Raw genomic sequence first — 22,381 nt, 5'->3', positions numbered from 1 at the left:
CGTAAATGATGTTCTGAGCGAGTCAATAACAGCATCATTATTATAAAAAGGAAAGGTAGAGTAACTATGCCTAAAAAAACTGTAAAAGATCTAGATCTTAAAGGTAAAAAAGTCTTAGTCCGTGCTGACTTTAACGTACCAATGAAAGATGGCAAGATTTCAAACGACAATCGTATTCAAGCAGCATTGCCTACAATCCAATATGTACTTGAACAAGGCGGAAAAGCGATCGTATTTTCTCACCTTGGCCGTGTTAAAACGGAAGAAGACAAAGCTGGATTGTCACTAGCACCAGTTGCTGAGCGTCTAGGCGAATTACTAAACAAAGACGTAAAATTCATTCCAGAAACACGCGGAGAAGAATTAGAATCTGCAGTGGACAGTCTTTCTGAAGGCGATGTGTTAATGTTTGAAAACACTCGTTTCGAAGATGTTGATGGTAAAAAAGAAAGCAAAAACGATCCTGAATTAGGTAAATACTGGGCTTCCTTAGGCGATGTATTCGTAAATGATGCATTCGGTACAGCTCACCGTGCTCACGCTTCTAACGTTGGGATTGCTTCAAACGTAGAATCAGCAGCTGGTTTCTTAGTAGAAAAAGAAATCAACTTTATCGGCGGAGCAGTAGATGAGCCTAAACGTCCTTTCGTGGCGATCTTAGGTGGAGCAAAAGTATCTGACAAAATCGGAGTTATCGAGAACTTATTGTCTAAAGCAGACAAAGTCCTGATCGGCGGCGGAATGACTTATACTTTCTATAAAGCACTAGGTAAAGGCATCGGAAGCTCTCTTCTTGAAGAAGACAAAGTTTCATTAGCGAAAGAATTATTAGACAAAGCAGGAGACAAATTGGTATTGCCAGTTGATTCTGTTGTAGCTTCTGAATTCTCAAATGACGTTGAAACTGAAACTGTAGAAGGCGACGTACCAGAAGGTAAAATGGGATTAGATATTGGACCTAAGACGGTTGAATTGTTCTCTAAAGAACTTGAAGGCGCAAAAACAGTTGTATGGAATGGCCCAATGGGTGTATTTGAAATGTCTAACTTTGCTAAAGGAACTAGTGATGTTTGTGAAGTCCTTGCGAACCTTGATGATGCAACAACAATCATCGGAGGCGGCGACTCAGCAACTGCAGCTCAACAATTAGGATTCGAAGATGACTTCAGCCATATCTCAACTGGTGGCGGAGCTTCTCTAGAATATCTTGAAGGAAAAGAATTACCTGGAATCGCTGCTATCTCAGATAAATAATTCAAGATAACTCTTTTAAAGGGTTTTGGTTGAACCATTTATTGAAGGTTGTAAAATGAACTTAGGGCAGACGCGGAAGCTCAGTCTTCCGCGATCCGCCATCAATTAAACTATCTGAAAGAAGGAATTGAACATGCGTAAACCTATTATTGCCGGCAACTGGAAAATGAACAAAACTGCAGCTGAAGCTGCTTCTTTCATTGAAGAAGTTAAAAACAATATCCCTTCTTCTGATAAAGTGGACGCTGTCATCGGCGCTCCCAACTTGTTTACACAAGGACTACTAGATATGACAGCTGATTCTGATCTTAAAATCGCTGCTCAAAACTGCTACTTTGAAGACAATGGTGCATTCACTGGTGAAACATCTCCAGCTGCATTAGCAGACCTTGGAACTCAGTATGTTATCATCGGACACTCTGAACGTCGCGAATACTTCGGCGAAACAGATGAAGATGTAAACAAAAAAGCACACGCAATCTTCAACCACGGAATGGTTCCAATCATCTGTGTTGGTGAAACATTAGAACAAAAAGAAGCTGGTGAAACAAATGATCTTGTTTCTGGCCAAGTAACAAAAGCACTAGAAGGGCTTTCTGACGAGCAAGTCAAAAACTCTGTTATTGCTTATGAGCCAATCTGGGCAATCGGAACAGGTAAAACAGCGACTTCTGAAGAAGCAAACGATACAATCAAAGTCGTTCGTCAAACAGTTGAAAAACTTTACAGCAATGAAGTTTCTGAAGCTGTTCGTATTCAATACGGCGGTTCTGTAAAACCAGCAAATATTGCTGAATTGATGGAGCAATCAGACATCGACGGCGCATTAGTTGGAGGAGCAAGTTTAGAAGCAGATTCATTCTTAAAACTATTGGAGGCGGCTAAGTAATATGAGTAAAGCACCTGTAGCGATCATTATCCTAGACGGATTCGGATGGCGTGAAGAAGAATACGGGAATGCTGTGGCACAAGCTAAAAAGCCAAACTTTGACCGTTACTGGGAGACATATCCCCACGCAACGATGAAAGCTTCTGGACTAGCTGTTGGACTTCCTGAAGGCCAAATGGGGAATTCAGAAGTTGGACACACAAACATTGGTGCTGGACGTATTGTGTATCAAAGCATTACTCGTATTGATAAGGCAATTGAAGACGGCGATTTTAAAACGAATGAAGCTTTAAATGGTGCGATCAATCATGTTAAAGAAAACGATTCAGCACTGCACTTCTTCGGATTGATTTCTGACGGTGGTGTACACAGTCACTCACGCCATTTAACAGCATTATTAAAAGATGCTAAAGAAAAAGGCGTCAGCAAAGTTTATGTACATGCATTTACAGATGGACGAGATGTTGCACCAGATTCAGGAGCTGGTTTCCTTGAAGATCTTCAGAACGTGATTGCTGAAGAAGGTATCGGAGAAATCGCGACAGTTTCAGGACGTTTCTACGCAATGGACCGCGATAACCGCTGGCCGCGTGTACAAAAAGCATACGATGCGATCTTCAATGGTGAAGGCGCAAAAGCAACGGATCCAGTACAAGCTGTTAAAGACAGCTACGCTGAAGACGTTATGGATGAATTTATCGTACCTGTTGTCATCGAAAAAGATGGCAAACCTGTTGCGACCGTTCAGGATAACGACGCAATTGTATTCTTTAACTTCCGTCCTGACCGTGCGAGCCAATTATCTCGTGCAGTGACTGAGCCAAACTTTGATGAATTCGACCGCAAGAATGTACCAGCTAACTTGAAATTTGTAACGATGACACAATATACTGCTGATATGAAAGCAGATGTTATGTTCCCACCGGTTCACATGAAAAATGTGATTGGTGAAGTCCTAGCAAACAATGGTTTATCTCAGCTGCGTATTGCAGAAACTGAGAAGTATCCGCACGTTACATTCTTCATGAATGGTGGAACAAATGATGAATTCCCAGGTGAAAATCGTATTCTGATTCCATCTCCGAAAGTAGAAACATATGATCTTAAGCCTGAGATGAGCGCTTATGAAGTTACGGATGCTTTAGTGGAAGACATCCAAAACGACAAACATGACGCCATCATCTTGAACTTTGCGAACCCTGATATGGTTGGACACTCTGGTATGCTGGAACCAACGATTAAAGCAATTGAAGCGGTAGATGAAAATCTTGGCCGTGTAGTTGACTTGATCATTGAAAAAGGCGGATCTGCCATTATCTTTGCTGACCACGGAAACGCAGATACTGAGCTGACACCAGAAGGTAACCCGCACACTGCACACACAACAGTCCCTGTACCTGTCATCGTAACGAAAAAAGGATTGAACCTGCGTACAGACGGTAAACTTGCAGATGTTTCTCCTACAATGCTAGATCTATTAGGAGTCGACAAACCAGAAGAAATGACTGGAGAAAGCTTAATCATCAAAGACTAAGTATGTCAGAATCATTTCATCACTCAATATGTATTTAACCACTTAAAAAGTGTGTAAATAAAATAAAAAAACAATATTAAAGGAGATCAATATACATGCCATATATTACAGATGTATTAGCACGCGAAGTTTTAGACTCACGTGGTAACCCAACAATCGAAGTAGAAGTATTTACTGAATCAGGAGCTTTTGGCCGCGGAATGGTACCTTCAGGTGCTTCAACTGGTGAACACGAAGCCGTTGAATTACGTGATGGAGACAAAGACCGTTACCTTGGTAAAGGTGTAACGAAAGCTGTTGACAACGTAAACGACACGATTGCTGACGCAATCATCGGTATGGACGTACGCGACCAAATGGGTATCGACAAAGCGTTGATCGAATTAGACGGAACTCCAAACAAAGGTAAATTGGGAGCAAACGCGATTCTTGGTGTATCTATCGCTGTTGCACGCGCTGCTGCAGACTACCTTGACATCCCTCTTTACAGATATCTTGGAGGAACAAACACTAAAGTATTACCAACTCCAATGATGAACATCGTAAACGGTGGATCACACTCTGACGCACCAATCGCGTTCCAAGAATTCATGATCTTACCAGTTGGAGCTCCAACATTCAAAGAAGCACTACGTTGGGGAGCAGAAATTTTCCATGCACTTAAAGCAATCCTTAAAGACCGCGGCCTAGAAACTTCTGTTGGGGATGAAGGTGGATTTGCACCTCGTTTCAACGGAACTGAAGACGGAGTAGAAACAATTCTTGAAGCAATCAAAAAAGTTGGTCTTGAGCCAGGTAAAGATGTATACCTTGGATTTGACTGTGCTGCTTCTGAATTCTACGAAGACGGCGTATACAACTACGCTAAATTCGAAGGTGAAAACGGCGTTAAACGTTCTGCTGAAGAACAAGTTGACTACCTTGAAGAATTAGTAAACAAATATCCAATCCTTTCAATCGAAGATGGAATGGACGAAAATGACTGGGATGGTTTCAAACTATTAACTGAGCGCCTAGGCGACAAAGTTCAATTAGTTGGGGACGACCTGTTCGTAACAAATACTGAAATTCTTAAACGCGGAATTGACAACAATATCTCTAACTCAATCCTAATCAAAGTTAACCAAATCGGTACATTGACTGAAACATTCAACGCTATCGAAATGGCTAAAAAAGCTGGTTACACTGCAGTTGTATCTCACCGTTCAGGTGAAACAGAAGATTCTACAATTTCTGATATCGCTGTTGCAACTAATGCTGGTCAAATCAAAACTGGTTCATTAAGCCGTACTGACCGTATTGCTAAATACAACCAATTACTAAGAATCGAAGACCAATTAGGCGAACTAGCAACTTACGAAGGTCTAGAAGCATTCTACAACCTTAAAAACAAATAATTAGATTCTAAATAAGTCAGATAAAGTTTATTCCGAATAGAATAAATGATGATCTGTTAAAAACCCTCCTGCTGAATCTCAGCGGGAGGGTTTTGTTTTGAAATTAGCTCTATTATTCAAATTGGTTCGTTAAAATAAAAAGTCTTTAGACGAGTAACGTACATCAGTGCATCAGGTGAAATAGACTTTGAAAAATATACCACTGTATTAATGATGATATTTTTAGCAGAGGCTTCTGTTAAATGAACCTTTCAAATATATTGATTACTTAAACAAAAGTGATAATAAACACCTTTCTTTTAAAAAGAAAGGTGTTTATGTTAAGGTTCTCAGACTAATAAAAAAATCAATGTGCATGTTTCTGCAAGTCTTTCTCATCAGTGACCAATTCGATTGTAGAGTGGGTTACGTTAAGGTCATCTAGTAAGTGCCTTACATCTTTTTTGATGCGGCTGCCTTCCGAAATTGTTTCTTCTGGAACAAGCAAGGTAACAGAAAAAGCATTGGTTTCTCCATCCAGAGACCAGATATGAAAATGAGAGAAGTCCTTAACGCCGTTTATGGCAAGGATATTTTGTTCCAGCGAGTTGATATCGACGCCTTCTGGAACACGCTCTAGAAAAACCATTAATGTATTATAAAATTTTGGCAAAGCTTGAATCAGAATATATACTGCTATGAGCAAAGAAAAGATCGGATCTAAAATATAAAAATCTGTAAATCTAATAACTATACTGACGATTAAGATGCCGACCCAACCTAGAACATCTTCCAGCATGTGCAGATTCAGAAAATTTTCATTTTTAGAGCTTCCTTTATGCATCAGCCACGCGGCATAGCCATTAACACCAATTGCAATAAAAGAAAACCAGAACATCCCAGTAGTGTTGACAGGTTGTGGGTTGAACAGAATCGGTATACTCCTATAAATGACTGCAGCAGAACCGATAAGTAAAACAACAGCAGTAATGAGTGCTCCAATCAAGGAGAATCGCTGATAACCAAAGCTGAATTTATCGTTGCTTTCTTTAGTAGAAAATTTCTGAAAGAACCAGGACAACCCTACTGAAATGGAATCACCTAAATCATGAACGGCATCAGATATAATGGCTGCACTATTGAGGAAAGTACCAAAAACAAATTCTAAAAGTGAAAAGATAAGATTTAAAAAAAAGACCAGCCGAATATTCTTGATGCTTTGATTTTGGTGTTCATGTTTATGAGTCATTTGTTATTTCCTCCCAGATTATTTAAATAAAGTAAAACGAAATTTTAAAGATATGTTTTATTTGATATTCCAGTTTAAATATATGAAAAATCATTCATATGTGTATTGTAGCATGATGTTCTGCTATGAACAAATTGCAAGGCCTCACTGAGTACCGTTCGCTTTTATTGACTTTACATTTAGAATTGATATACTTTATTCTGACTATAATAAACAAGTAGTAGTAAAAAATACTTAGAAGAGTTAGGGGCGATTTCCATTTTAGAAACATTCAGTTCATTTCATCCTGTTTTACAAGCGTTACTTGCCGGACTTTTTACCTGGAGCTGTACAATTTTCGGATCAGCTTTTGTGTTCCTCTTTAAAACGATCAATCGTAAATTCTTAGACATAATGAACGGCTTTGCTGCAGGTGTTATGATTGCTGCTTCATTCTGGTCATTATTGGCGCCTGCGATTTCAAATGCAGAGAGCAGTGGATATGGTGTCTGGTCTTGGGTACCGGCAGCAATCGGATTCTTAGTAGGAGGTTTCTTCTTGAGACTGATCGATGTGGTCATTCCCCATCTGCATCTCAATGAACCAGAAGAAAATAGAGAAGGTCCTAAGACGAAGGCATCTAAAAATATGCTGCTGTTTTTAGCTATTACAATTCATAATATTCCAGAAGGATTGTCCGTTGGGGTTGCCTTTGGTGCAGTAACTGCTGGAATCGCAAATGGAGACGCCTTTTTAAGTGCTGTAGGACTGGCTTTAGGGATCGGTATTCAAAATATTCCTGAAGGATCGGCTTTATCTATGCCTATCCGAGCAGCCGGCAGCAGTAGATGGAGAGCTTTTAACTACGGACAGCTGTCAGCTATCGTTGAGCCAATTGCCGCAGTAATTGGTGCTGCAGCAGTCATTATGATGGCAGCGATTCTGCCATATGCTTTAGCATTCGCGGCTGGAGCAATGATTTTCGTAGTCGTTGAAGAACTGATTCCTGAATCTCAAACGAACGGAAATAAAGATAGTGCCACACTTGCTCTGATGGGTGGATTTGTCATCATGATGATCTTAGATGTAGCACTTGGATAATTTAGAATAATAAAATCAATCTATTAGAGAATCTCTTGGCTATTAAGGAGATTCTCTTTTTTTGATGCGCTCCGGGTAAAGTCCTAGACTCCCCCAAACCCGTAGAGTATTAAAATACACTGACATGAACCTCTTATTCTATTAACTGTAGCGGTAGAAGAGGTTGAGTAGCAAGAATAAGCGGTGAATTCAATAAACTGGAGGATCAAAAGAGGTCGAGTAGCAAGAATAAGCGGCGCGTTCTAACAACTGGAGGATCAAAAGAGGTCGAGTAGCAAGAATAAGCGGCACATTTTAGCAACTGGAAGAGCAAAAAACGTCGAGTAACAAGAATAAGCGGCACATTCTAACAATTGGAGGATCAAAAGAGATTGAGTAGCAAGAATAAGCGGCACATTCTAACAACTGAAGGATCAAAAGAGATCGAGTAGCAAAAATAAGCGGCACATTCTAACAACTGGAGGATCAAAAGAGATTGAGTAGCAAGAATGAGCAGCACATTCTAACAACTGGAGGAGCAGAAGAGGTCGAGTAGCAAAAATAAGCAGCGCATTCTATCAACTGGAAGAGCAGAAGAGACCGAGTAACAAAAATACAAGGTATCATTCTTACCAAAGGAATTTTTTAGGATACGCCAAGTGGAACTAGAGTGTAGATACGAAAAAAGCGGAGAAAAGTGCCTAGGAGTATAATTAGGGTGATAAAGACTACCTCTTTGAATATCAGGGGATTGTTACCGTTGTGTACGAAAACTGTAAGTACAGCGTTATGATAGGCCAGAGATTAATCAGCTCCTCCTGCTCGATCTTCAGATCCACCCTAGTATTTAACGACCATTTATGCTATATTAAACAATGAGAGACTTATGAAAGGGAGGGCAATTTCGAGATGTACGATTTTTTATTAGGAGTTATGCTCGTTTTATCAGTATTTATTATTATCGTAGTGGCTATGCAGCCGACTAAAACTCAAAGTGCGTCTAACGCTTTTTTAGGTGGGGCCAGTCAGTTATTCGGAAAGCAGAAAGCAAGAGGCTTTGAAGCTGTATTGATCAAAACAACGGTTGTCTGTATCGTTCTTTTCTTCGGTCTGGCGATTGCATTGACACGAATATTATAATCTATCTAAATACAAACTGATTTAAGAGCAACTCCAAACATTTGCAAGTGCAGGAATAATAGTCCTGTCTGAATGTTGGATTGCTCTTTTTTGATAGATAGAAGAAATAAAGTCTTAGGAGACAACTCATAGAGAGTAGTCTTTTGGTATTAAAATTTCACCAAGTAAGGTAAACTATAGGTATAGCGTTAAGGAGTGAAACAGATGAGAGACAGAACGATATTTTTTGAAAAAGGACCTAGAGCAGTTTTGCTGTTCCATGCCTTTACAAGTAATCCTAACGATATGAGAGGATTGGCAAGAGCACTGGAACGAGCTGACTATACGGTTTATGCACCGACTCTATCTGGACATGGTACAGAAAATCCCGACGATATTTTCAAGTACGGGATCGAGGATTGGAAAAAAGATGGAGAAAAAGCTTACCAGTATCTGAAAGACAAAGGCTATGATGAAATTGCAGTATTTGGATTGTCGCTAGGCGGCGTTGTTGCCACACACCTTATGCTGACAAAAGATGTTAAAGCAGCCGGAACATTCTCTTCACCGGTGATCAGTAATGAACACAGCCACGTTCCAAGAAACTTCATGATGTGGTATGAATATATGAAGAAAAACGAAGGCTACTCAAAAGAAGAGATTGCTGGACAGAAAACTTCAGCTGAGCCGCAGCTGGATACGATTTTGAAACATTTGAATGAGTTCATTCAAACAATGGTTCCGAACTATAAAGACGTATCAAAAAATGTGTTTATCGCTCAAGGCGGACAAGATGAAATGATAGATCCGCATCAAGCAGGTAAATACAGAGATGCATTAGTTCAGGCAAATGTTGATTTTCACTGGTACGACGATGCGCCGCATGTAATCACTACAGGGCAAATCGGCAAGCAGTTACAGATTGACTTATTATCATTCCTGTCTACTCTGGAATGGGATGGAGGCAACTCATGAGCAAAGAAGTGAACGAAGAGCATAACGAAGAAAACGAACAAATCAAAGAACGTATTTTGAAGTTTATCGAAGAAAGTGAACTGAACAGCGTTGAAGTCAACGATATCAGTGAGGGCCTTGAGTCTACTGGGTCGAAAGCTTTTAAAAAACTGGTCAATGCCATTGCAGAATTAGAACGAGAAGGGAGAATTATACTCACACAGCAAGGGCGATTTAAATTAAGAGAGGCAGAACCAGTTTTACAAGGGGTATTCAGCGGGACAGACAAAGGATTCGGATTTGTACCGCTTGATGAATTCGAACAGGATATTTTCATTCCGCCCCATGATACCAATTCAGCATTGAATGGCGACTTAGTTACAATTGAAGTGACTAAAGAGGCTGTTCCTTGGAAAGGAAAAGCACCTGTCGGGAAAGTACTGGAAGTTGTGGAACGGGCAACAAAGTTACTAGTTGGAGAGTTCCATGCTTACTCCGATGACGAAGTGGATGAATTGGGGCTTTATGGATACGTATTGCCGCAGAGTAAAAAACTGCCTGATATCACGCTGAAAATAACAGCCAAAGGTATTCGTCCGGTAGAAGGAAGCATCGTCCAAGTAGAAGTGACCCATTATCCTAGAACACAAGACGAAGATATGTATGGACTCGTTACGCGTACCATTGGACATAAAGATGAACCAGGGATTGAAATCTTAACGATCGTCAATAAATACGGTATTCCTTCTGAATTCCCGGATGAGGTCATTGAAGAAGCAGAAGCCGTACCTGACACGATTCAAGCAGCTGATCTAGAAGGGCGTAAAGACTTGCGGGATGACGTTATCATTACCATTGACGGCGCAGATGCAAAAGATTTAGATGATGCTGTTGTCGTTAAAAAATTGGATAATGGCAACTATCAATTAGGAGTACACATTGCGGATGTCTCTCACTATGTTAAAGAAGACAGCCCGATGGATCAGGAAGCATTCGAACGCGGGACTAGTGTCTATCTGACAGACCGTGTGATTCCGATGCTGCCGCAGAGATTATCAAATGGAATCTGCTCGCTTCATCCAAATGTAGACCGTTTGACATTGAGTTGTGAAATGGAGATCGATTCAGCTGGAGATGTCGTTCGTTATGATATTTTCCCTAGTGTGATTCGCTCGTACCGTCGAATGACGTATTCAGCAGTGAATGAAATTTTGATGGAGAAAAATCCGGAAGTCAGAGAAGAACATGCAGATCTTGTAGACATGTTTGAGACGATGGAAGAACTGCATCATATTCTGGAAGCAAAACGCGTTCGTCGCGGCTCCATTGATTTCGATACGAACGAAGCTCAGATCAAGATGGATGAAGATGGTAAACCGATCGATATCCTGCTGCGTGAACGTGGCGTCGGCGAGCGACTGATCGAATCTTTCATGCTTGCAGCAAATGAGACAGTATCAGAACATTATGCGACTCAAAACCTGCCGATCTTATATCGTATCCATGCGCGTCCTGATGAAGCGAAAATGCAGCGATTCCTAGAATTCGTGACTAGTTTTGGTATCAATGTCAAAGGAACAAAAGACAGTGTATCGCCAAAAGACTTGCAGGCTGTCATCAATGAAGTGAAAGGCAAGCCGGAAGAAACGGTTGTCAGTATGCTGATGCTGAGATCTATGCAGCAGGCGAAATATGATATAGACCCGATTGGGCACTATGGATTAGCTGCTGAATACTATTCTCATTTCACATCTCCAATCAGAAGATACCCGGATCTGATATTACATCGCTTGATCCATTATTATGATGAAGTTGGAAAAGATGAAAAAGCTCAGAAACGCTGGAATAAAAAATTACCGGAAATCGCGGAGCACAGTTCGAAGACCGAACGTCGAGCAGTTGATGCGGAGAGAGAAACAGATGAACTGAAGAAAACGGAATATATGGAAGGAAAAGTCGGAGAAGAATTTGAAGGCTTAGTCACTTCTGTAACCAACTTTGGAATGTTTGTGCAATTGCCGAATTCTGTAGAAGGTCTGATTCACATTTCTAAAATGGATGATGACTACTATGAATTCAGCGAACGCGGATTATTGCTGATCGGCCGTCACACTGGCCGTATTTTCCGTATCGGACAGCCAGTTAAGGTTAAAGTGACTGCAGCTAACAAAGAAGGGTACCAAATCGACTTTGAGTTGGCTGAAAATCCAGAAACAGAGAAAAACAAAAAAACAAAACGCACTAACAAAAAAGCCGAACGCAAAAATCAACACACACAACGCAGAAAAACAAAGAAAAAACGGTCTGGCAAGCGTAAGCGCTAGTTGTAGATAGAGGGAGGGTGATGCAGATGCCTAAAGGTGAAGGCAACCTGATTGCTCAGAACAGAAAAGCAAGATATGAATATAGTATTCTCGATACTGTTGAAGCCGGTATTGTACTGCAGGGAACTGAAATCAAATCGATCCGTGCAGGACGAATCAATTTAAAAGATGGATATGCCGGATTCAGAGGCGGAGAAATCTGGTTGTACAATGTCCACATCGCACCATTTGATAAAGGGAATCAATTCAACCATGATCCGCTTAGAACCAGAAAACTGCTGATGAAGAAAAAGCAGATCGATCGATTGATTGGGGAATCCAAACAAAGCGGTGTGACACTGGTGCCGCTTAAAGTGTACATCAAGAATGGATTTGCCAAAGTTCTGATTGGACTGGCCAAAGGGAAGAAACAATATGACAAGAGAGAATCCCTTAAGCGTAAAGACCAGAAACGCCAAGTCGAACGTGCATTAAAGGAACATCGTTAGTCTATAGAAGTCGATGAGAAAAGCACTGGAGTATATCTGCTCTCTGGTGCTTTTTTGGTTAGGCTCATTCTGCTAATAGTCGTAAAATCTACTGTGTGATTTCCCTCATTCTCTTCGCATCAGTCTAGGAACTCTGTTACAATAAAGAAGAAGACAAATTTGGAAGGAGCAACAGAATACTATGGCTAATGAAGGTGTCACGATCTATTTTGTTCGTCACGGAGAAACCTATTTAAACCATTATGGACGTATGCAGGGATGGAGCAATGCTCCGCTGACCGATAATGGAATCGAAGATGTTCATCGCTGTGGACGCGGACTAGCAGATGTCAAATTCGACGCTGTGTACACAAGCGACTTAACACGTACTCAAGATACTGCGGGGATCATTTTAGAAGAAAATGGACAAGCGGATAATCTGACAATGGTACAAATGCCGGAATTCAGAGAAGTTTTCTTCGGCTCTTATGAAGGTATGTTTGGATCAGAAGCTTGGGGAAGTGTAGCAAAACACATGGGGTATGAAACAACTCAAGATATGTTCTTGAATACAGATATACCAGCGCGCATGAATGCTTTCAGAGAAGCAGACCCTTATCACGATGCAGAAAACTTTATGATGTTCTGGGATCGCGTGGAAAAAGGCTTGATCAAACTGATCGACAAACATCGCGATTCAGGAGAGACGATTCTGTTAGTGGCGCATGGTGGAACGATCCGCTATATCCTTCAGAATTTAATCCCTGATTTAACAGATACTCAAGCATTATTGAATGCAAGTGTCTCTGTTGCCAGCTATCATGGCGGAAAATATCACCTAGATCGCTACAACGATGTTTCTCACTTTAAAGACGCAGAATAAAACTAAAGCAGATTTGAGGGTTTAAGATTGAAACCAACCGCATTAGTATTTTTTGATTTAGATGGTACATTGCTGAATGAGCGTTCTGAATTGGATCAAGACGTCATTGATGCATTAGCCAAACTGAAAGAAAACGGCGGAGTCCCATTTATTTCTACTGGACGCAGTCATCTGCAAGTCCAGCATGTACTGAATGACTCTGTTATCGATTCTTTTATTTCTTTGAACGGTCACTACATCCAGTACGAGGGCAGGGACGTGTATGAAGGGGTGTTTGACAAAACACTGCTGAAACGCATTCAGTCGAAAGTCGAAGCTTTTGATATGTCTGTTGCTTACTACAGCAAAGATGGATTTAAACTGACCAAAGAAGACGAGAGTGCCGACCAAGCCTACAGCTTTATTCATACAGAAACACCAGAGGTAGATCCTGACTACGCTTGGAATAATGATATTCTAATGGTGCTTCTGTTTACGCAGAACACGGATCTGGATTATGAATTCGTGCAGGAATTTCCGGAATTATCGTTCTACCGCAACTCACCGTATTCCATTGATACGATCTTAAACGAAAATTCAAAAGCAGTCGGTATTAAACGATTAGTGGAACTGCTGGATTTAGCAGATGTTCCGACTTATGCATTCGGGGATGGACCGAATGATATCGAGATGCTGAATGAAGTTGATCATAGTGTTGCAATGGCAAATGGTTCTGAAGAAGTCAAAAAATTGGCTGACTATGTTGCAAAAAGCAATATCAATGGTGGAATCGTAGATGGACTGAAGCATTTTGGACTAATTTAAAACAAAAATAGACGCATACTCCTGTCTCAATGATAAATCAGACAAACCAGGAGTATGCGGTTTTATAAACAGTATAAGTAAGCGCTTTAAGAGTCGTCTTCTACAAGTGAAACAGGATGGAACTCTTTATTGGAGCACAGTAAGAAATCCAGTGCGAAATCATTGTGGAATCCTTGAAGATTGTATACAATGTTTTCACCATTTTGAAGACGATCCTTTCGGAATAAGGAAGGATGCAGCTTTTTGACTACATCGATCAATGCCAGCAGCAGCATGTCAGGAGACTTCAATAAATTTTTGAAATCCTCTCGATTGAGTCGGTAACTTTTGAAGAATTCTTCGGTAAAGTCATTGTCCGGTCTCAAGGCAGACACAAACCGCAGACTAGTCGGTGTCATATACCGCAGCTTGAATGAATCACTTTCTCGATCGTAAATAATGAAATCTGCAGAGTACAGTTCATTGTCCATTTCAAAAAGCAGTTTGTACTTTTTGATATCACTTTCCTGCAGCTCAGTGTCATTATCAATCATGGTATTAAACTCTTTGAGCAGACTGTCTAATATTCTCATTTGGTCAAAATTCATTTAGCTTACCTCCTTTTTCATCATTATTATAGCACTTACATTTTACGAACGCACACCAGAACCCACCTGAAATGAGACGGAAACAAATCGCAGCAAGAGAAGGGCATCACGGTTCTCATTTAAGTGAACTCGTATTTCAGCAAAGGAGTGAATCAATCATGAGTTCAAATGTGTTTAAGCGACTGAGTGAGCGGTGGCTGAACCGCCCGGAACAAGCACAGCGTAAGGTACACAACCATCATATAGTAAAAGAACAGGTACAGCAGCTGGTTGATGCAAGAAATAGACTGGCTGAAGCATCTTCAATCAAATCTGGCGATGCGTATATCGAAGTCAGTGACAACTATTCAAAGTTTTTCATGGCGCTGAATAACCAGAATCCTTATATGCAGCCGCTGAGAGACCTGGGATATGCATATTATCTTTCTTTAACACAAGTGATTGAAAGCTTTTCTAATAATTCTGAGAAAAAGGAACGTTCCTTGGAAAAAGCAGAGAACCTGACAGAAGACTTGCTGTTCACGCTGGATAAATACAGCAAGAAAGAAGATCAATAAAAAACGTATTGCAAAGACCCTGAGCCTTTTAGTTTCAGGGTCTTTTGCAAGTTGTTATTCTGTCCGTTTATTATGCCATTTCAAAACATTGAAGACTTCTACATTACGGATCAGGTCTATATTTACTCGTTTGATACTCCCATTTTTCAGCTGCAAAATTATTTTTTCACCTAAATAGCCCAGTACCAGACAGTGCACGTCAGGATAATACTGTCCATTTCTTAAAACGTTCGCTTGGATCGCCACCGGAGACTTTGTTACATAGGCTTCATAAAGCATTTTAGAAATCTCTTCCACCGTCATTTCCTCTTTAGCGGGTATATCGATGGCTTGTTCTTCTGCCTTCATTTTCTTTAAAGCCTCTGTATGGTCTGACAGCATCATCCCTTGCCACTTCATTTTTCCGCGGTCCTTATAGCCTAACTTATCTGGATTTAATAATATGACTTCTTCTGCCATTTTGATCGCTCCTTTATAAGAATATACGTTTGGTATAATTCTATATTAAGAACATTTGTTCGAAAGGTCAAGTGAAAATCATTCATAGCGTAAAGAAACATCATTGTTTTTTTGTCTATTACTAAATCCTGAAGCTTTAAACGAAATCCATTTAACGAGTGAAAATGAAAGAGAACATTTTCATAAGCAGCCTTTTAAATCAGGATTTTAAAATCAGCTGAGATAATAAACCTCCAAATGGAAAGTCAAAGAGATATTACAGTTCAATTATACGGTTATAAAGGGATTGTATTTATGTAAATAGTGAGATATAGTTTTACGAAAGATCATAGAGTGAAGGAGACTGCCAGAATGAGAAAATCTGATGAAATATTAATCAGATGGCTGGTGACAGAGAGTGGAGAGACACTTTCTGAGATTGCTTCAAAAACACAGGTAGATCAGAATACGCTGATAGCCTTGAAACAAGAAGAAGCAGACATCAAACAATTAAATCCAAAGTATGCGGAAAAATTAATTGAATACGCAAAACAAGTAGGAGCGGAATAATTCGCTCTTTTTTATTTGGGTAATGCATATGGAAAGATGCAGCTAATGATAGGACGTAAAGAGGATAAATGTAGGGAGACTGTCATAAAAACAGGAAGAAATTCTGATGGCAGCTGTTATACTGAAAGAAAGGAGAGAGAAGAATGACAGTAATAGGAAATATACTTTTTTTTGTGGGTATTATCGGATTGATATACAGTATCCTGCTGCTGGCAACGCCGAAGCTGAGAAGAAATCGATCGATGAACAAGAGAACCTTGGTTGGGCTTTTAGTTGGAAGCTTTGCTCTGATGGTCATCGGAACAGAACTTGCCCCACCTGAGAACAGTGATGATGCCGTACATATAGAGTCGGAATCAGAAATCGCAGAAGTAGACAAGGAACAAGCAGAGCAAGAAATCGAACAGGCACAGGCTGACGAAGATAAGGAACAATTAGAGAAAGAACGGCTTAAAAAAGAAAAACTTAAAAAAGAACAGCAAAAGGCACAACAAGAAAACAAACGGAACCAAACCGAGACTGAAACTGAAACCGAAATACAAGAACAAGAAAGCAGCACTATTGAAGGTGCTAAAACATATGACGTCATCAGAGTAGTTGACGGAGATACGATCAAAGTCAATATAAACGGTAAAGAAGAAAGTGTTCGTTTCTTGCTGGTGGATACGCCAGAAACTGTTCATCCAGATAAACCCGTCCAGCCATTTGGAAAAGAAGCCAGTCAATTTGTAAAAGAAAGATTATCTGGTAAACAAGTGCAGCTGGAACTGGATATCAGCGAAAGAGATAAATACGGACGGCTATTGATGTATGTATATGATGAAGAAGGGAATAGTATCCAAGAAGCATTATTAAAACGAGGGCTTGCAAGAGTCGCGTACATTTATAATCCGAATGTAAAATACGTAGATCGCTATCAAGCTATCCAAAGAGAAGCACAAGAAAAAGCAGTCGGAATCTGGTCGATTGAAAACTATGTAACGGATAGTGGATTTGTTACTGAAGCAGAAACAGCGGAGAATGACTCACAGCCATCTGATTCTGAAACATCAGAAGCAGAAGAACAGGCAGAAGCACCGGCGCAGTCAACAGGCGGAAAAATCAAAGGCAATATCAGTTCATCAGGCGAAAAAATCTATCATATTCCTGGCGGCAGATATTACGATCAGACTAAAATCGATCCAGAAAGAGGCGAGCAGTACTTTGATACTGAAGAAGCTGCTCAAGCAGCCGGTTACCGAAAAAGCAAACAATAAATAAACGAAAAGAGTAGAGTAAAGGTGCTTACCCCTTAAAGTTAGAGTTTAATATTATGCAGCCTCTTGGCTGGTTTGAGTTCGGTATTCCACTGGACTTAGGCCAGCCAATTTTTGTTTTCCACGAATAGTGTTGTACCACTCAATATACTCTTCGATTTCTTTTTTGAGTTCCTCATACGCCTTCAAAGGCTCTCCGTGATACATTTCTTGTTTCATAATGCCAAAAAAGTTCTCCATCGCCGCGTTATCAGAACACGTTGCTTTACGAGACATACTTTGAAAAACCTTGTTTTTCTTCAAGTAAGTTCTCCATTGTTTGTGTTGATAATGCCAGCCTTGATCGGAATGAATCGTCGTACGCACTGTAGCGTTGTTTTTAACTACCTGAACAGCTTCCTTTAGTGGATGTATTACTAAATCCAAAGTTGGACGATGACTGAGGCCATAAGAAATGACTTCTCCATTATATAAATCCATAATAGGATTGAGATAGAGTTTATAGTCTCCAAGACATTTGAATTCCGTAATATCTGTCACTAATTTTTGTAAAGGATAAGGAGTAGTAAACCGTCGGTTTAGAAGGTTTTTCGCAACTTTTCCTACTGTTCCTTTGTAAGAGTTATATTTACGTGTTTTACGGGTGAACTTAGTACACTTTAAGTGGAGTTCTTTCATCAATCGATAAACTTTTTTATGATTGATTTTGATTCCAGTCTTATTCAACTCTTTCGTGATGCGCTTGTATCCATATCGCTCTTTGAAGTGATAAAATAGCTCGGAAATAGTTTCTTTTAAGAATAGATTCTGATCTGCTTTGTTCCATCGCTTTACATGATAATGATACGTAGCTTCAGGAATGCCTACTACTACAAGTACATCCTTTAGTCTGTATCCTTCTTCTTTGAGCTCGAACGCCACCGTTGCTTGTGCTTTTCGAGAAAGGCATTCGGATTCTTCTCGTAAGCTTCTAATTTTTTTAAGTAAGCATTCTCCAATCGGAGAAGCTCATTTTCCCGTTCCAGTTCTTGTTCTCTAGATAATTTATTTTGATCTTTACCTGTTTTTTTCTTTGGTTGCTTAGACATAGAAGGTCGCCCCTTGGCTTTAGGTTTCAGGCCTTCTATTCCTTCTTGATGAAACGTTCGATTCCAGTTCGCAATTATAGAAGATTCTCTGATTCCGAAGGAATGAGCTGTTTCTTGATAAGAAGCACCTGTTCGTTTCATAAAGTGTAATACATCTAATTTAAAATGAACAGAGTAGACTTCTTTAGATTTTTTACGCTTTAATCCATCTTCTCCAAAACGTTGATACAGCTGAACCCACTTTTCAACAGGGGTGTTACTAGGTAATCCGTATTTTTTCGCTAGTAACGTATACCCTAAAGGTCCCTCCCGATATTCATTTACAATTTTTAATTTGAATTCAAAGCTGTATTTTACCATACAAAAATCCCCCAGAAGTTAGATTGTTTACTCTAACTTCTGGGGGTCGGCACCAAATCTGCTCTTTTTTGATATAGTCAATAATATAAAAAGAAGAAATTCAAATATGAAAAGGAGACGAATCTGTTGACTGAATTTAAGCGCATTGATAAAGATACACTGGAGACGATGCTTAATGAAATTTTTGAAGAGCAGGATGAAGAGCATTTCGGAAAAGTACCAGAAGCAGAAAAAGAAGAAATTGCTATCGGTCTCTATATAGATAACCAGCTGGCCGGAGGAATCGTTGGTCGAAAACAGTATCAGAGTCTGCATATTTCGCTGCTGGCTATTAAAAAAGCATTTAGAGGCAAGTCGCTTGGGACACAACTATTGAAAGAGATGGAAAGAACAGCTGTTGAAAAAAATATCATCAATGTGACGTTGACTACCAGAAGCTATCAGGCTGCTGGATTTTATAAGAAATGCGGATATACAGAATATGGTTCCCTAAAAGATATGCCTATAGCCGGCGTGACAAAAATACATTTCTATAAACGGATGAAGTAAAGTGAGTAAAAAAAGTGAGTAAAATAAGACCCGTTACATTTTACTAAAAGAAATGGAGGAAGCAAACATGAATAGAATCAATCTGATTGCGCTAGGAGTCAAAGACATGAATCGGTCTATGACCTTTTACAAACAGATCGGCTTTAAATGCTATGAGGATGCAGAGAATCCGCCGATCGTATTTTTTGATAACCAGGGAACAAAATTGGAGCTGTTTCCGCTGGAAAAGTTAGCGAATGATATCAACGAAGCTGATCCGCCGGCAATCTCTAATCAAGGATTCAGCGGCATTACCTTTGCCATCAATACAAAAACAAAAGCAGAAGTCGATGACTTGATGACATTGGCCGAAAGCAGTGGCGGAGTCATGGTGAAAAAGCCTGAAATCGTTTCTTGGGGCGGATACAGTGGATACTTTCAAGATCCCGATGGTTATTACTGGGAAGTGGCGTATGCAGATACCTGGAAATTTGATGAGCAAGATATGCTGATCATTGAGCCATAAACGATGCGGTTAAGTGAATACCGAGCTGAAATGAAGTAAGTCAAAGCCGCAGACTGTTTGCGGCTTTTCTATGAGCATGAACATATGAGGAAGAGCGGTAAAAGATACAAAATCTCATGGTAAGACCATTCTATAAATGATAGAATGATAAAGGTTGAACAAGAGCAAACAGCTGTTTGACCAATCAATAGCAAGATATTGCAGTACATAATAAGGACCGATTAGGAGAGGGTAACATGGCAAGCTTAGCAGCATACACAGGCGTCATTATATTTTGGATTATTTTACTGGGAGTTGTCATAGTAGTCGGCGGCGGTCTGATTATGGGCGTAAAAACAAAACCTTTAAAAGCAGGTATAGCGGTTGCAGGCATTCTGATCATTGCGATTGCCGGATTCTTCACAATGATGCACATCAATTCAGCTAGTTTCCAGAGAGCGAAAAGACAAGCTGTAACAGAATATGATACAGACTCTGTCTACAGAGAAATGAAAGTTGTCGGACGAGATGGAGATGTCATCTATGAAACAGAAGGCAGTTATGATATAGAGTATACTGAAAATCGTCTGCGCTGGATCGATGAAAATGGAATGGTGCAACTGGTTTATCTTGGCGACTCAGCGACAGTGATTGTCAATGAAGTGGAAATGCCGGACACAGCAGAATAAACAGTGAGAAAACATTCTGGCATTATCGTCAGGATGTTTTTTTAACCAAAAAAGAGAGCTGCATCAACAGCTCTCGCAAATTCATTATTTTTTCTTCCACATATGTCCGCTTTCTTGAGTAGGCGGCAAGCGGTCCCCTTTTTCTATTGTAACTATTCGAGGATCAGAGACTTCTTCTCCGTTTTCATCACATTCAACATATTCACCTGGTGCTACATCATCCGTACCTTATTTATACAAATCAGCCAATATGAACACCTCCTTTACTGGGATTGACACCAAAGCAAAAGAGAGTTACAAAGAATAACGATTGAAGCTCAGAAAAAAGTCTATTTTAAAAGACTTTTTAGAAAGAAAGCCAATCCTGCTAAACCAGTTGTAAGCATCCTGATTCAGTAATAATAACCATTTATAGTATAATGAATTCAATAAAATAATAAACGTTATTTAGATGGGGATGGATATGAATAAAAGGATAACGAGGGCGACGGTTATAAAAGACGGCGCTGGGAAAGTTTTGAAGATTAAAGTAGCGGTTAGAAGCCAAACAATTAGTAAGAGTTACGAGATAAAAAGAGGAGACCATTTTATGCTGGATTCTCCAGATGATCGCTTTAAGGGATTGAGAAATAGGATGATTACTGTAGAAGGATTTAAAAAGATTCCTTCTGGATACTGTATAAGAGCCTTTCACATAGAAGCACAAAAAGAAATATTGATCCGCATAGATGAATTGAAGAGTATATTCAAAAAGAGCAGCCAATAATGGTTGCTCTTTTTTTAGATTCTGTTGATTTCAAGTAGCTATGACAGTCGTTTATTAAGGCTATAACATAATCTTCCATCAACTCAGTACACTGCGAAGATTCGTCAAAATATGGCAAGAATAATAACCAGTAAAATAAGCAACACTGCTATGATACAACCACAGGCACATCCTGAGCTGGAGTCATTATTTTTTGAAGGAGTTTTAGTACCGTCAGTAACGGAAAAAGTCGTTTTATTATACACTTTATTATAGGCAGCTTTCTTCGGATTCTTGATCCATCCAGCTCCTTTTTTACCATAAGTAGGATCAATCGACCGTTTGACAGCTCTTTTAGCTCTTCCTGTTGTTCTTGCAGAAAAAGACTTTTTAAAACTCGGTTTCCTCGGTCCAAATTTGACCAATGCAATTCTCCTTTCTTAGCTATTCTGTTTGTTTCCATAAATATCTACGACTTTAAAGGTTTGGCAAACGACCAGCATATCAGGAGTGAATGGCAAATCGTATAGACCAAGTTCCCATGTAAAGAACTTTTCATGCTCACGGTACCAATACTCATAGCTCCTATCGCCTTCTCCTTCGGAAAAAGCAAAGGCTTCCGAAACTTCATTCATGGGTAACACTTCAATGTCAGTGTATTGAATGATGGCTAAAGGATTTTCTCTGCCGTCCAGTACGATGTCATACTGTCCAACTTTCTGCAGTTCTTCACCCTCCAACTCATAAACACATTCAGCAGAACAAGTTCCAGTCTTTATTCCATTTACTACTAAAGCTCCAAGTTCGTCTCCCATAGACTCAGAACCATCGCCAAACATCCAAGCCTCCGGAAGAGTACTTGGTAAATTATTTATCTGTGCAAAGTCTTTCCAGTATTTTTCGATTGAATTCATAAGTAGCGCATCCTTTTTTATGTATCATTTTTTGTTATAACCGTATATAGGCAGTAGTTAAAGTTTAACATAATCATATGTCCCTTCAAAATTACCGTAAAATTAACTCACAAGTAAGCGTAAATGAATCTAATCTATTAGAATGGCAAAATATAAGTCCACGATTCAGAATTTGTATACAGTAATTCGATGAATCACATACTCTCTCTTCAGCAAATGGAAAATTTCACTA

General features: G+C 39.7%; 24 protein-coding genes and 2 pseudogenes. 18 read left to right on the top strand and 8 right to left on the bottom strand.

The window, feature by feature from the left end:
* Positions 1 to 66 precede the first annotated feature (66 nt).
* From B6F02_RS09070 to eno, 4 genes are all read left to right on the top strand, one after another.
* On the top strand, positions 67 to 1,254 hold the full coding sequence (locus tag B6F02_RS09070; RefSeq protein WP_080147030.1) for a phosphoglycerate kinase: 1,188 nt from the start codon (positions 67 to 69) through the stop codon (positions 1,252 to 1,254).
* A gap of 133 nt (positions 1,255 to 1,387) precedes the next feature.
* The gene (tpiA, locus tag B6F02_RS09065) at positions 1,388 to 2,143 is read left to right on the top strand and encodes a triose-phosphate isomerase (RefSeq protein ID WP_080147029.1); all 756 of its coding nucleotides are present in this window, start codon (positions 1,388 to 1,390) and stop codon (positions 2,141 to 2,143) included.
* 1 nt (position 2,144) lies between these two features.
* Positions 2,145 to 3,677, top strand: a complete 1,533-nt coding sequence (gene gpmI, locus B6F02_RS09060; RefSeq protein WP_080147028.1) for a 2,3-bisphosphoglycerate-independent phosphoglycerate mutase — start codon at positions 2,145 to 2,147, stop codon at positions 3,675 to 3,677.
* Between the two features lie 95 nt (positions 3,678 to 3,772).
* Positions 3,773 to 5,074 carry a phosphopyruvate hydratase gene (gene eno, locus B6F02_RS09055; protein WP_080147027.1) on the top strand — a complete coding sequence of 434 codons (1,302 nt, stop codon included), beginning with the start codon at positions 3,773 to 3,775 and terminating at the stop codon, positions 5,072 to 5,074.
* A 346-nt stretch (positions 5,075 to 5,420) separates the two neighbouring features.
* On the opposite strand, the gene B6F02_RS09050 is transcribed toward eno, so the two are convergent.
* Positions 5,421 to 6,302 (bottom strand): cation diffusion facilitator family transporter, encoded by an 882-nt coding sequence (locus B6F02_RS09050; RefSeq protein ID WP_080147026.1) that lies wholly within the window; start codon positions 6,300 to 6,302, stop codon positions 5,421 to 5,423.
* A gap of 258 nt (positions 6,303 to 6,560) precedes the next feature.
* Here B6F02_RS09050 and B6F02_RS09045 point away from each other — a divergent pair, with 258 nt between their 5' ends.
* The 7 genes from B6F02_RS09045 (at position 6,561) to B6F02_RS09015 (ending at position 13,912) form a co-directional block, all read left to right on the top strand.
* Positions 6,561 to 7,382, top strand: a complete 822-nt coding sequence (locus tag B6F02_RS09045; RefSeq protein ID WP_080147025.1) for a ZIP family metal transporter — start codon at positions 6,561 to 6,563, stop codon at positions 7,380 to 7,382.
* Between the two features lie 888 nt (positions 7,383 to 8,270).
* Positions 8,271 to 8,501, top strand: a complete 231-nt coding sequence (gene secG / locus B6F02_RS09040) for a preprotein translocase subunit SecG (protein ID WP_080147024.1) — start codon at positions 8,271 to 8,273, stop codon at positions 8,499 to 8,501.
* A 204-nt stretch (positions 8,502 to 8,705) separates the two neighbouring features.
* Entirely contained in the window at positions 8,706 to 9,455 is a 750-nt protein-coding gene (locus tag B6F02_RS09035; RefSeq protein ID WP_080147023.1) for an alpha/beta hydrolase, read from the top strand.
* Positions 9,452 to 11,758: a ribonuclease R gene (gene rnr / locus B6F02_RS09030; RefSeq protein WP_080147022.1), complete on the top strand. Its 2,307-nt coding sequence runs from the start codon at positions 9,452 to 9,454 to the stop codon at positions 11,756 to 11,758. The genes B6F02_RS09035 and rnr overlap by 4 nt, the downstream gene beginning before the upstream one ends.
* 26 nt (positions 11,759 to 11,784) lie before the next feature.
* Complete coding sequence (gene smpB, locus B6F02_RS09025; RefSeq protein ID WP_080147021.1) at positions 11,785 to 12,246, top strand: SsrA-binding protein SmpB; 462 nt, start codon at positions 11,785 to 11,787, stop codon at positions 12,244 to 12,246.
* Between the two features lie 181 nt (positions 12,247 to 12,427).
* Positions 12,428 to 13,108 (top strand): histidine phosphatase family protein, encoded by a 681-nt coding sequence (locus tag B6F02_RS09020; RefSeq protein ID WP_080147020.1) that lies wholly within the window; start codon positions 12,428 to 12,430, stop codon positions 13,106 to 13,108.
* Between the two features lie 27 nt (positions 13,109 to 13,135).
* Positions 13,136 to 13,912 (top strand): Cof-type HAD-IIB family hydrolase, encoded by a 777-nt coding sequence (locus tag B6F02_RS09015; RefSeq protein ID WP_080147019.1) that lies wholly within the window; start codon positions 13,136 to 13,138, stop codon positions 13,910 to 13,912.
* Between the two features lie 86 nt (positions 13,913 to 13,998).
* Here the strand turns inward: B6F02_RS09015 and B6F02_RS09010 are convergent, their stop codons facing one another.
* Positions 13,999 to 14,499, bottom strand: a complete 501-nt coding sequence (locus tag B6F02_RS09010; RefSeq protein WP_080147018.1) for a hypothetical protein — start codon at positions 14,497 to 14,499, stop codon at positions 13,999 to 14,001.
* Positions 14,500 to 14,657: 158 nt separating this feature from the next.
* On the opposite strand from B6F02_RS09010, the gene B6F02_RS09005 reads away from it, so the two are divergent.
* A complete protein-coding gene (locus B6F02_RS09005; protein ID WP_080147017.1) occupies positions 14,658 to 15,056 on the top strand; it encodes a hypothetical protein in 399 nt (132 codons plus the stop codon).
* A gap of 54 nt (positions 15,057 to 15,110) precedes the next feature.
* Here the strand turns inward: B6F02_RS09005 and B6F02_RS09000 are convergent, their stop codons facing one another.
* On the bottom strand, positions 15,111 to 15,515 hold the full coding sequence (locus tag B6F02_RS09000; RefSeq protein ID WP_080147016.1) for a YolD-like family protein: 405 nt from the start codon (positions 15,513 to 15,515) through the stop codon (positions 15,111 to 15,113).
* A gap of 351 nt (positions 15,516 to 15,866) precedes the next feature.
* Between B6F02_RS09000 and B6F02_RS08995 the strand changes: the two genes are divergently transcribed.
* Positions 15,867 to 16,064, top strand: coding sequence for a hypothetical protein (locus tag B6F02_RS08995; protein WP_080147015.1), 198 nt, complete (start codon positions 15,867 to 15,869; stop codon positions 16,062 to 16,064).
* A 143-nt stretch (positions 16,065 to 16,207) separates the two neighbouring features.
* The gene (locus B6F02_RS08990; RefSeq protein ID WP_218672176.1) at positions 16,208 to 17,320 is read left to right on the top strand and encodes a thermonuclease family protein; all 1,113 of its coding nucleotides are present in this window, start codon (positions 16,208 to 16,210) and stop codon (positions 17,318 to 17,320) included.
* 54 nt (positions 17,321 to 17,374) lie between these two features.
* Here the strand turns inward: B6F02_RS08990 and B6F02_RS08985 are convergent, their stop codons facing one another.
* Both B6F02_RS08985 and B6F02_RS08980 read right to left on the bottom strand, forming a co-directional pair.
* Positions 17,375 to 18,241 (bottom strand): IS3 family transposase, encoded by an 867-nt coding sequence (locus B6F02_RS08985; protein ID WP_080147014.1) that lies wholly within the window; start codon positions 18,239 to 18,241, stop codon positions 17,375 to 17,377.
* Positions 18,205 to 18,768, bottom strand: a complete 564-nt coding sequence (locus B6F02_RS08980; RefSeq protein WP_080146705.1) for a helix-turn-helix domain-containing protein — start codon at positions 18,766 to 18,768, stop codon at positions 18,205 to 18,207. The genes B6F02_RS08985 and B6F02_RS08980 overlap by 37 nt, the downstream gene beginning before the upstream one ends.
* 126 nt (positions 18,769 to 18,894) lie before the next feature.
* On the opposite strand from B6F02_RS08980, the gene B6F02_RS08975 reads away from it, so the two are divergent.
* From B6F02_RS08975 to B6F02_RS08965, 3 genes are all read left to right on the top strand, one after another.
* Entirely contained in the window at positions 18,895 to 19,317 is a 423-nt protein-coding gene (locus B6F02_RS08975) for a GNAT family N-acetyltransferase (RefSeq protein ID WP_080147013.1), read from the top strand.
* Positions 19,318 to 19,384: 67 nt separating this feature from the next.
* On the top strand, positions 19,385 to 19,822 hold the full coding sequence (locus B6F02_RS08970; protein WP_080147012.1) for a VOC family protein: 438 nt from the start codon (positions 19,385 to 19,387) through the stop codon (positions 19,820 to 19,822).
* Between the two features lie 236 nt (positions 19,823 to 20,058).
* A complete protein-coding gene (locus B6F02_RS08965; protein WP_080147011.1) occupies positions 20,059 to 20,490 on the top strand; it encodes a hypothetical protein in 432 nt (143 codons plus the stop codon).
* Between the two features lie 84 nt (positions 20,491 to 20,574).
* On the opposite strand, the pseudogene B6F02_RS08960 reads toward B6F02_RS08965, so the two are convergent.
* A pseudogene (locus tag B6F02_RS08960) lies at positions 20,575 to 20,700 on the bottom strand (YjzC family protein); the annotation flags it as partial.
* A gap of 253 nt (positions 20,701 to 20,953) precedes the next feature.
* Between B6F02_RS08960 and B6F02_RS08955 the strand changes: the two are divergent.
* Positions 20,954 to 21,256, top strand: coding sequence for a hypothetical protein (locus tag B6F02_RS08955; RefSeq protein WP_080147010.1), 303 nt, complete (start codon positions 20,954 to 20,956; stop codon positions 21,254 to 21,256).
* A gap of 212 nt (positions 21,257 to 21,468) precedes the next feature.
* Here B6F02_RS08955 and B6F02_RS11165 read toward each other — a convergent pair.
* Positions 21,469 to 21,660, bottom strand: a pseudogene (locus B6F02_RS11165) (hypothetical protein); the annotation flags it as partial.
* A 15-nt stretch (positions 21,661 to 21,675) separates the two neighbouring features.
* A complete protein-coding gene (locus tag B6F02_RS08945; protein ID WP_080147008.1) occupies positions 21,676 to 22,149 on the bottom strand; it encodes an ASCH domain-containing protein in 474 nt (157 codons plus the stop codon).
* Positions 22,150 to 22,381: the final 232 nt, after the last annotated feature.

It is taken from the genome of Marinilactibacillus piezotolerans, from assembly GCF_900169305.1.
GTDB lineage: Bacteria > Bacillota > Bacilli > Lactobacillales > Carnobacteriaceae_A > Marinilactibacillus > Marinilactibacillus piezotolerans_A.
This window is presented reverse-complemented; position numbering and strand designations above follow the sequence as displayed.

What these genes read in the sequence shown, in the direction of transcription:
- B6F02_RS08980 (WP_080146705.1), bottom strand. Translation starts at nt 18,768, where the DNA reads ATGGTAAAATACAGCTTTGAATTCAAATTAAAAATTGTAAATGAATAT.
- B6F02_RS09000 (WP_080147016.1), bottom strand. Translation starts at nt 15,515, where the DNA reads ATGGCAGAAGAAGTCATATTATTAAATCCAGATAAGTTAGGCTATAAG.
- B6F02_RS09035 (WP_080147023.1), top strand. Translation starts at nt 8,706, where the DNA reads ATGAGAGACAGAACGATATTTTTTGAAAAAGGACCTAGAGCAGTTTTG.
- B6F02_RS09020 (WP_080147020.1), top strand. Translation starts at nt 12,428, where the DNA reads ATGGCTAATGAAGGTGTCACGATCTATTTTGTTCGTCACGGAGAAACC.
- B6F02_RS09005 (WP_080147017.1), top strand. Translation starts at nt 14,658, where the DNA reads ATGAGTTCAAATGTGTTTAAGCGACTGAGTGAGCGGTGGCTGAACCGC.
- B6F02_RS09010 (WP_080147018.1), bottom strand. Translation starts at nt 14,499, where the DNA reads ATGAATTTTGACCAAATGAGAATATTAGACAGTCTGCTCAAAGAGTTT.
- secG (WP_080147024.1), top strand. Translation starts at nt 8,271, where the DNA reads ATGTACGATTTTTTATTAGGAGTTATGCTCGTTTTATCAGTATTTATT.
- B6F02_RS09070 (WP_080147030.1), top strand. Translation starts at nt 67, where the DNA reads ATGCCTAAAAAAACTGTAAAAGATCTAGATCTTAAAGGTAAAAAAGTC.
- B6F02_RS08990 (WP_218672176.1), top strand. Translation starts at nt 16,208, where the DNA reads ATGACAGTAATAGGAAATATACTTTTTTTTGTGGGTATTATCGGATTG.
- smpB (WP_080147021.1), top strand. Translation starts at nt 11,785, where the DNA reads ATGCCTAAAGGTGAAGGCAACCTGATTGCTCAGAACAGAAAAGCAAGA.
- B6F02_RS08970 (WP_080147012.1), top strand. Translation starts at nt 19,385, where the DNA reads ATGAATAGAATCAATCTGATTGCGCTAGGAGTCAAAGACATGAATCGG.
- rnr (WP_080147022.1), top strand. Translation starts at nt 9,452, where the DNA reads ATGAGCAAAGAAGTGAACGAAGAGCATAACGAAGAAAACGAACAAATC.
- B6F02_RS09050 (WP_080147026.1), bottom strand. Translation starts at nt 6,302, where the DNA reads ATGACTCATAAACATGAACACCAAAATCAAAGCATCAAGAATATTCGG.
- B6F02_RS08995 (WP_080147015.1), top strand. Translation starts at nt 15,867, where the DNA reads ATGAGAAAATCTGATGAAATATTAATCAGATGGCTGGTGACAGAGAGT.
- B6F02_RS08955 (WP_080147010.1), top strand. Translation starts at nt 20,954, where the DNA reads ATGAATAAAAGGATAACGAGGGCGACGGTTATAAAAGACGGCGCTGGG.
- B6F02_RS08965 (WP_080147011.1), top strand. Translation starts at nt 20,059, where the DNA reads ATGGCAAGCTTAGCAGCATACACAGGCGTCATTATATTTTGGATTATT.
- B6F02_RS08945 (WP_080147008.1), bottom strand. Translation starts at nt 22,149, where the DNA reads ATGAATTCAATCGAAAAATACTGGAAAGACTTTGCACAGATAAATAAT.
- tpiA (WP_080147029.1), top strand. Translation starts at nt 1,388, where the DNA reads ATGCGTAAACCTATTATTGCCGGCAACTGGAAAATGAACAAAACTGCA.
- gpmI (WP_080147028.1), top strand. Translation starts at nt 2,145, where the DNA reads ATGAGTAAAGCACCTGTAGCGATCATTATCCTAGACGGATTCGGATGG.
- eno (WP_080147027.1), top strand. Translation starts at nt 3,773, where the DNA reads ATGCCATATATTACAGATGTATTAGCACGCGAAGTTTTAGACTCACGT.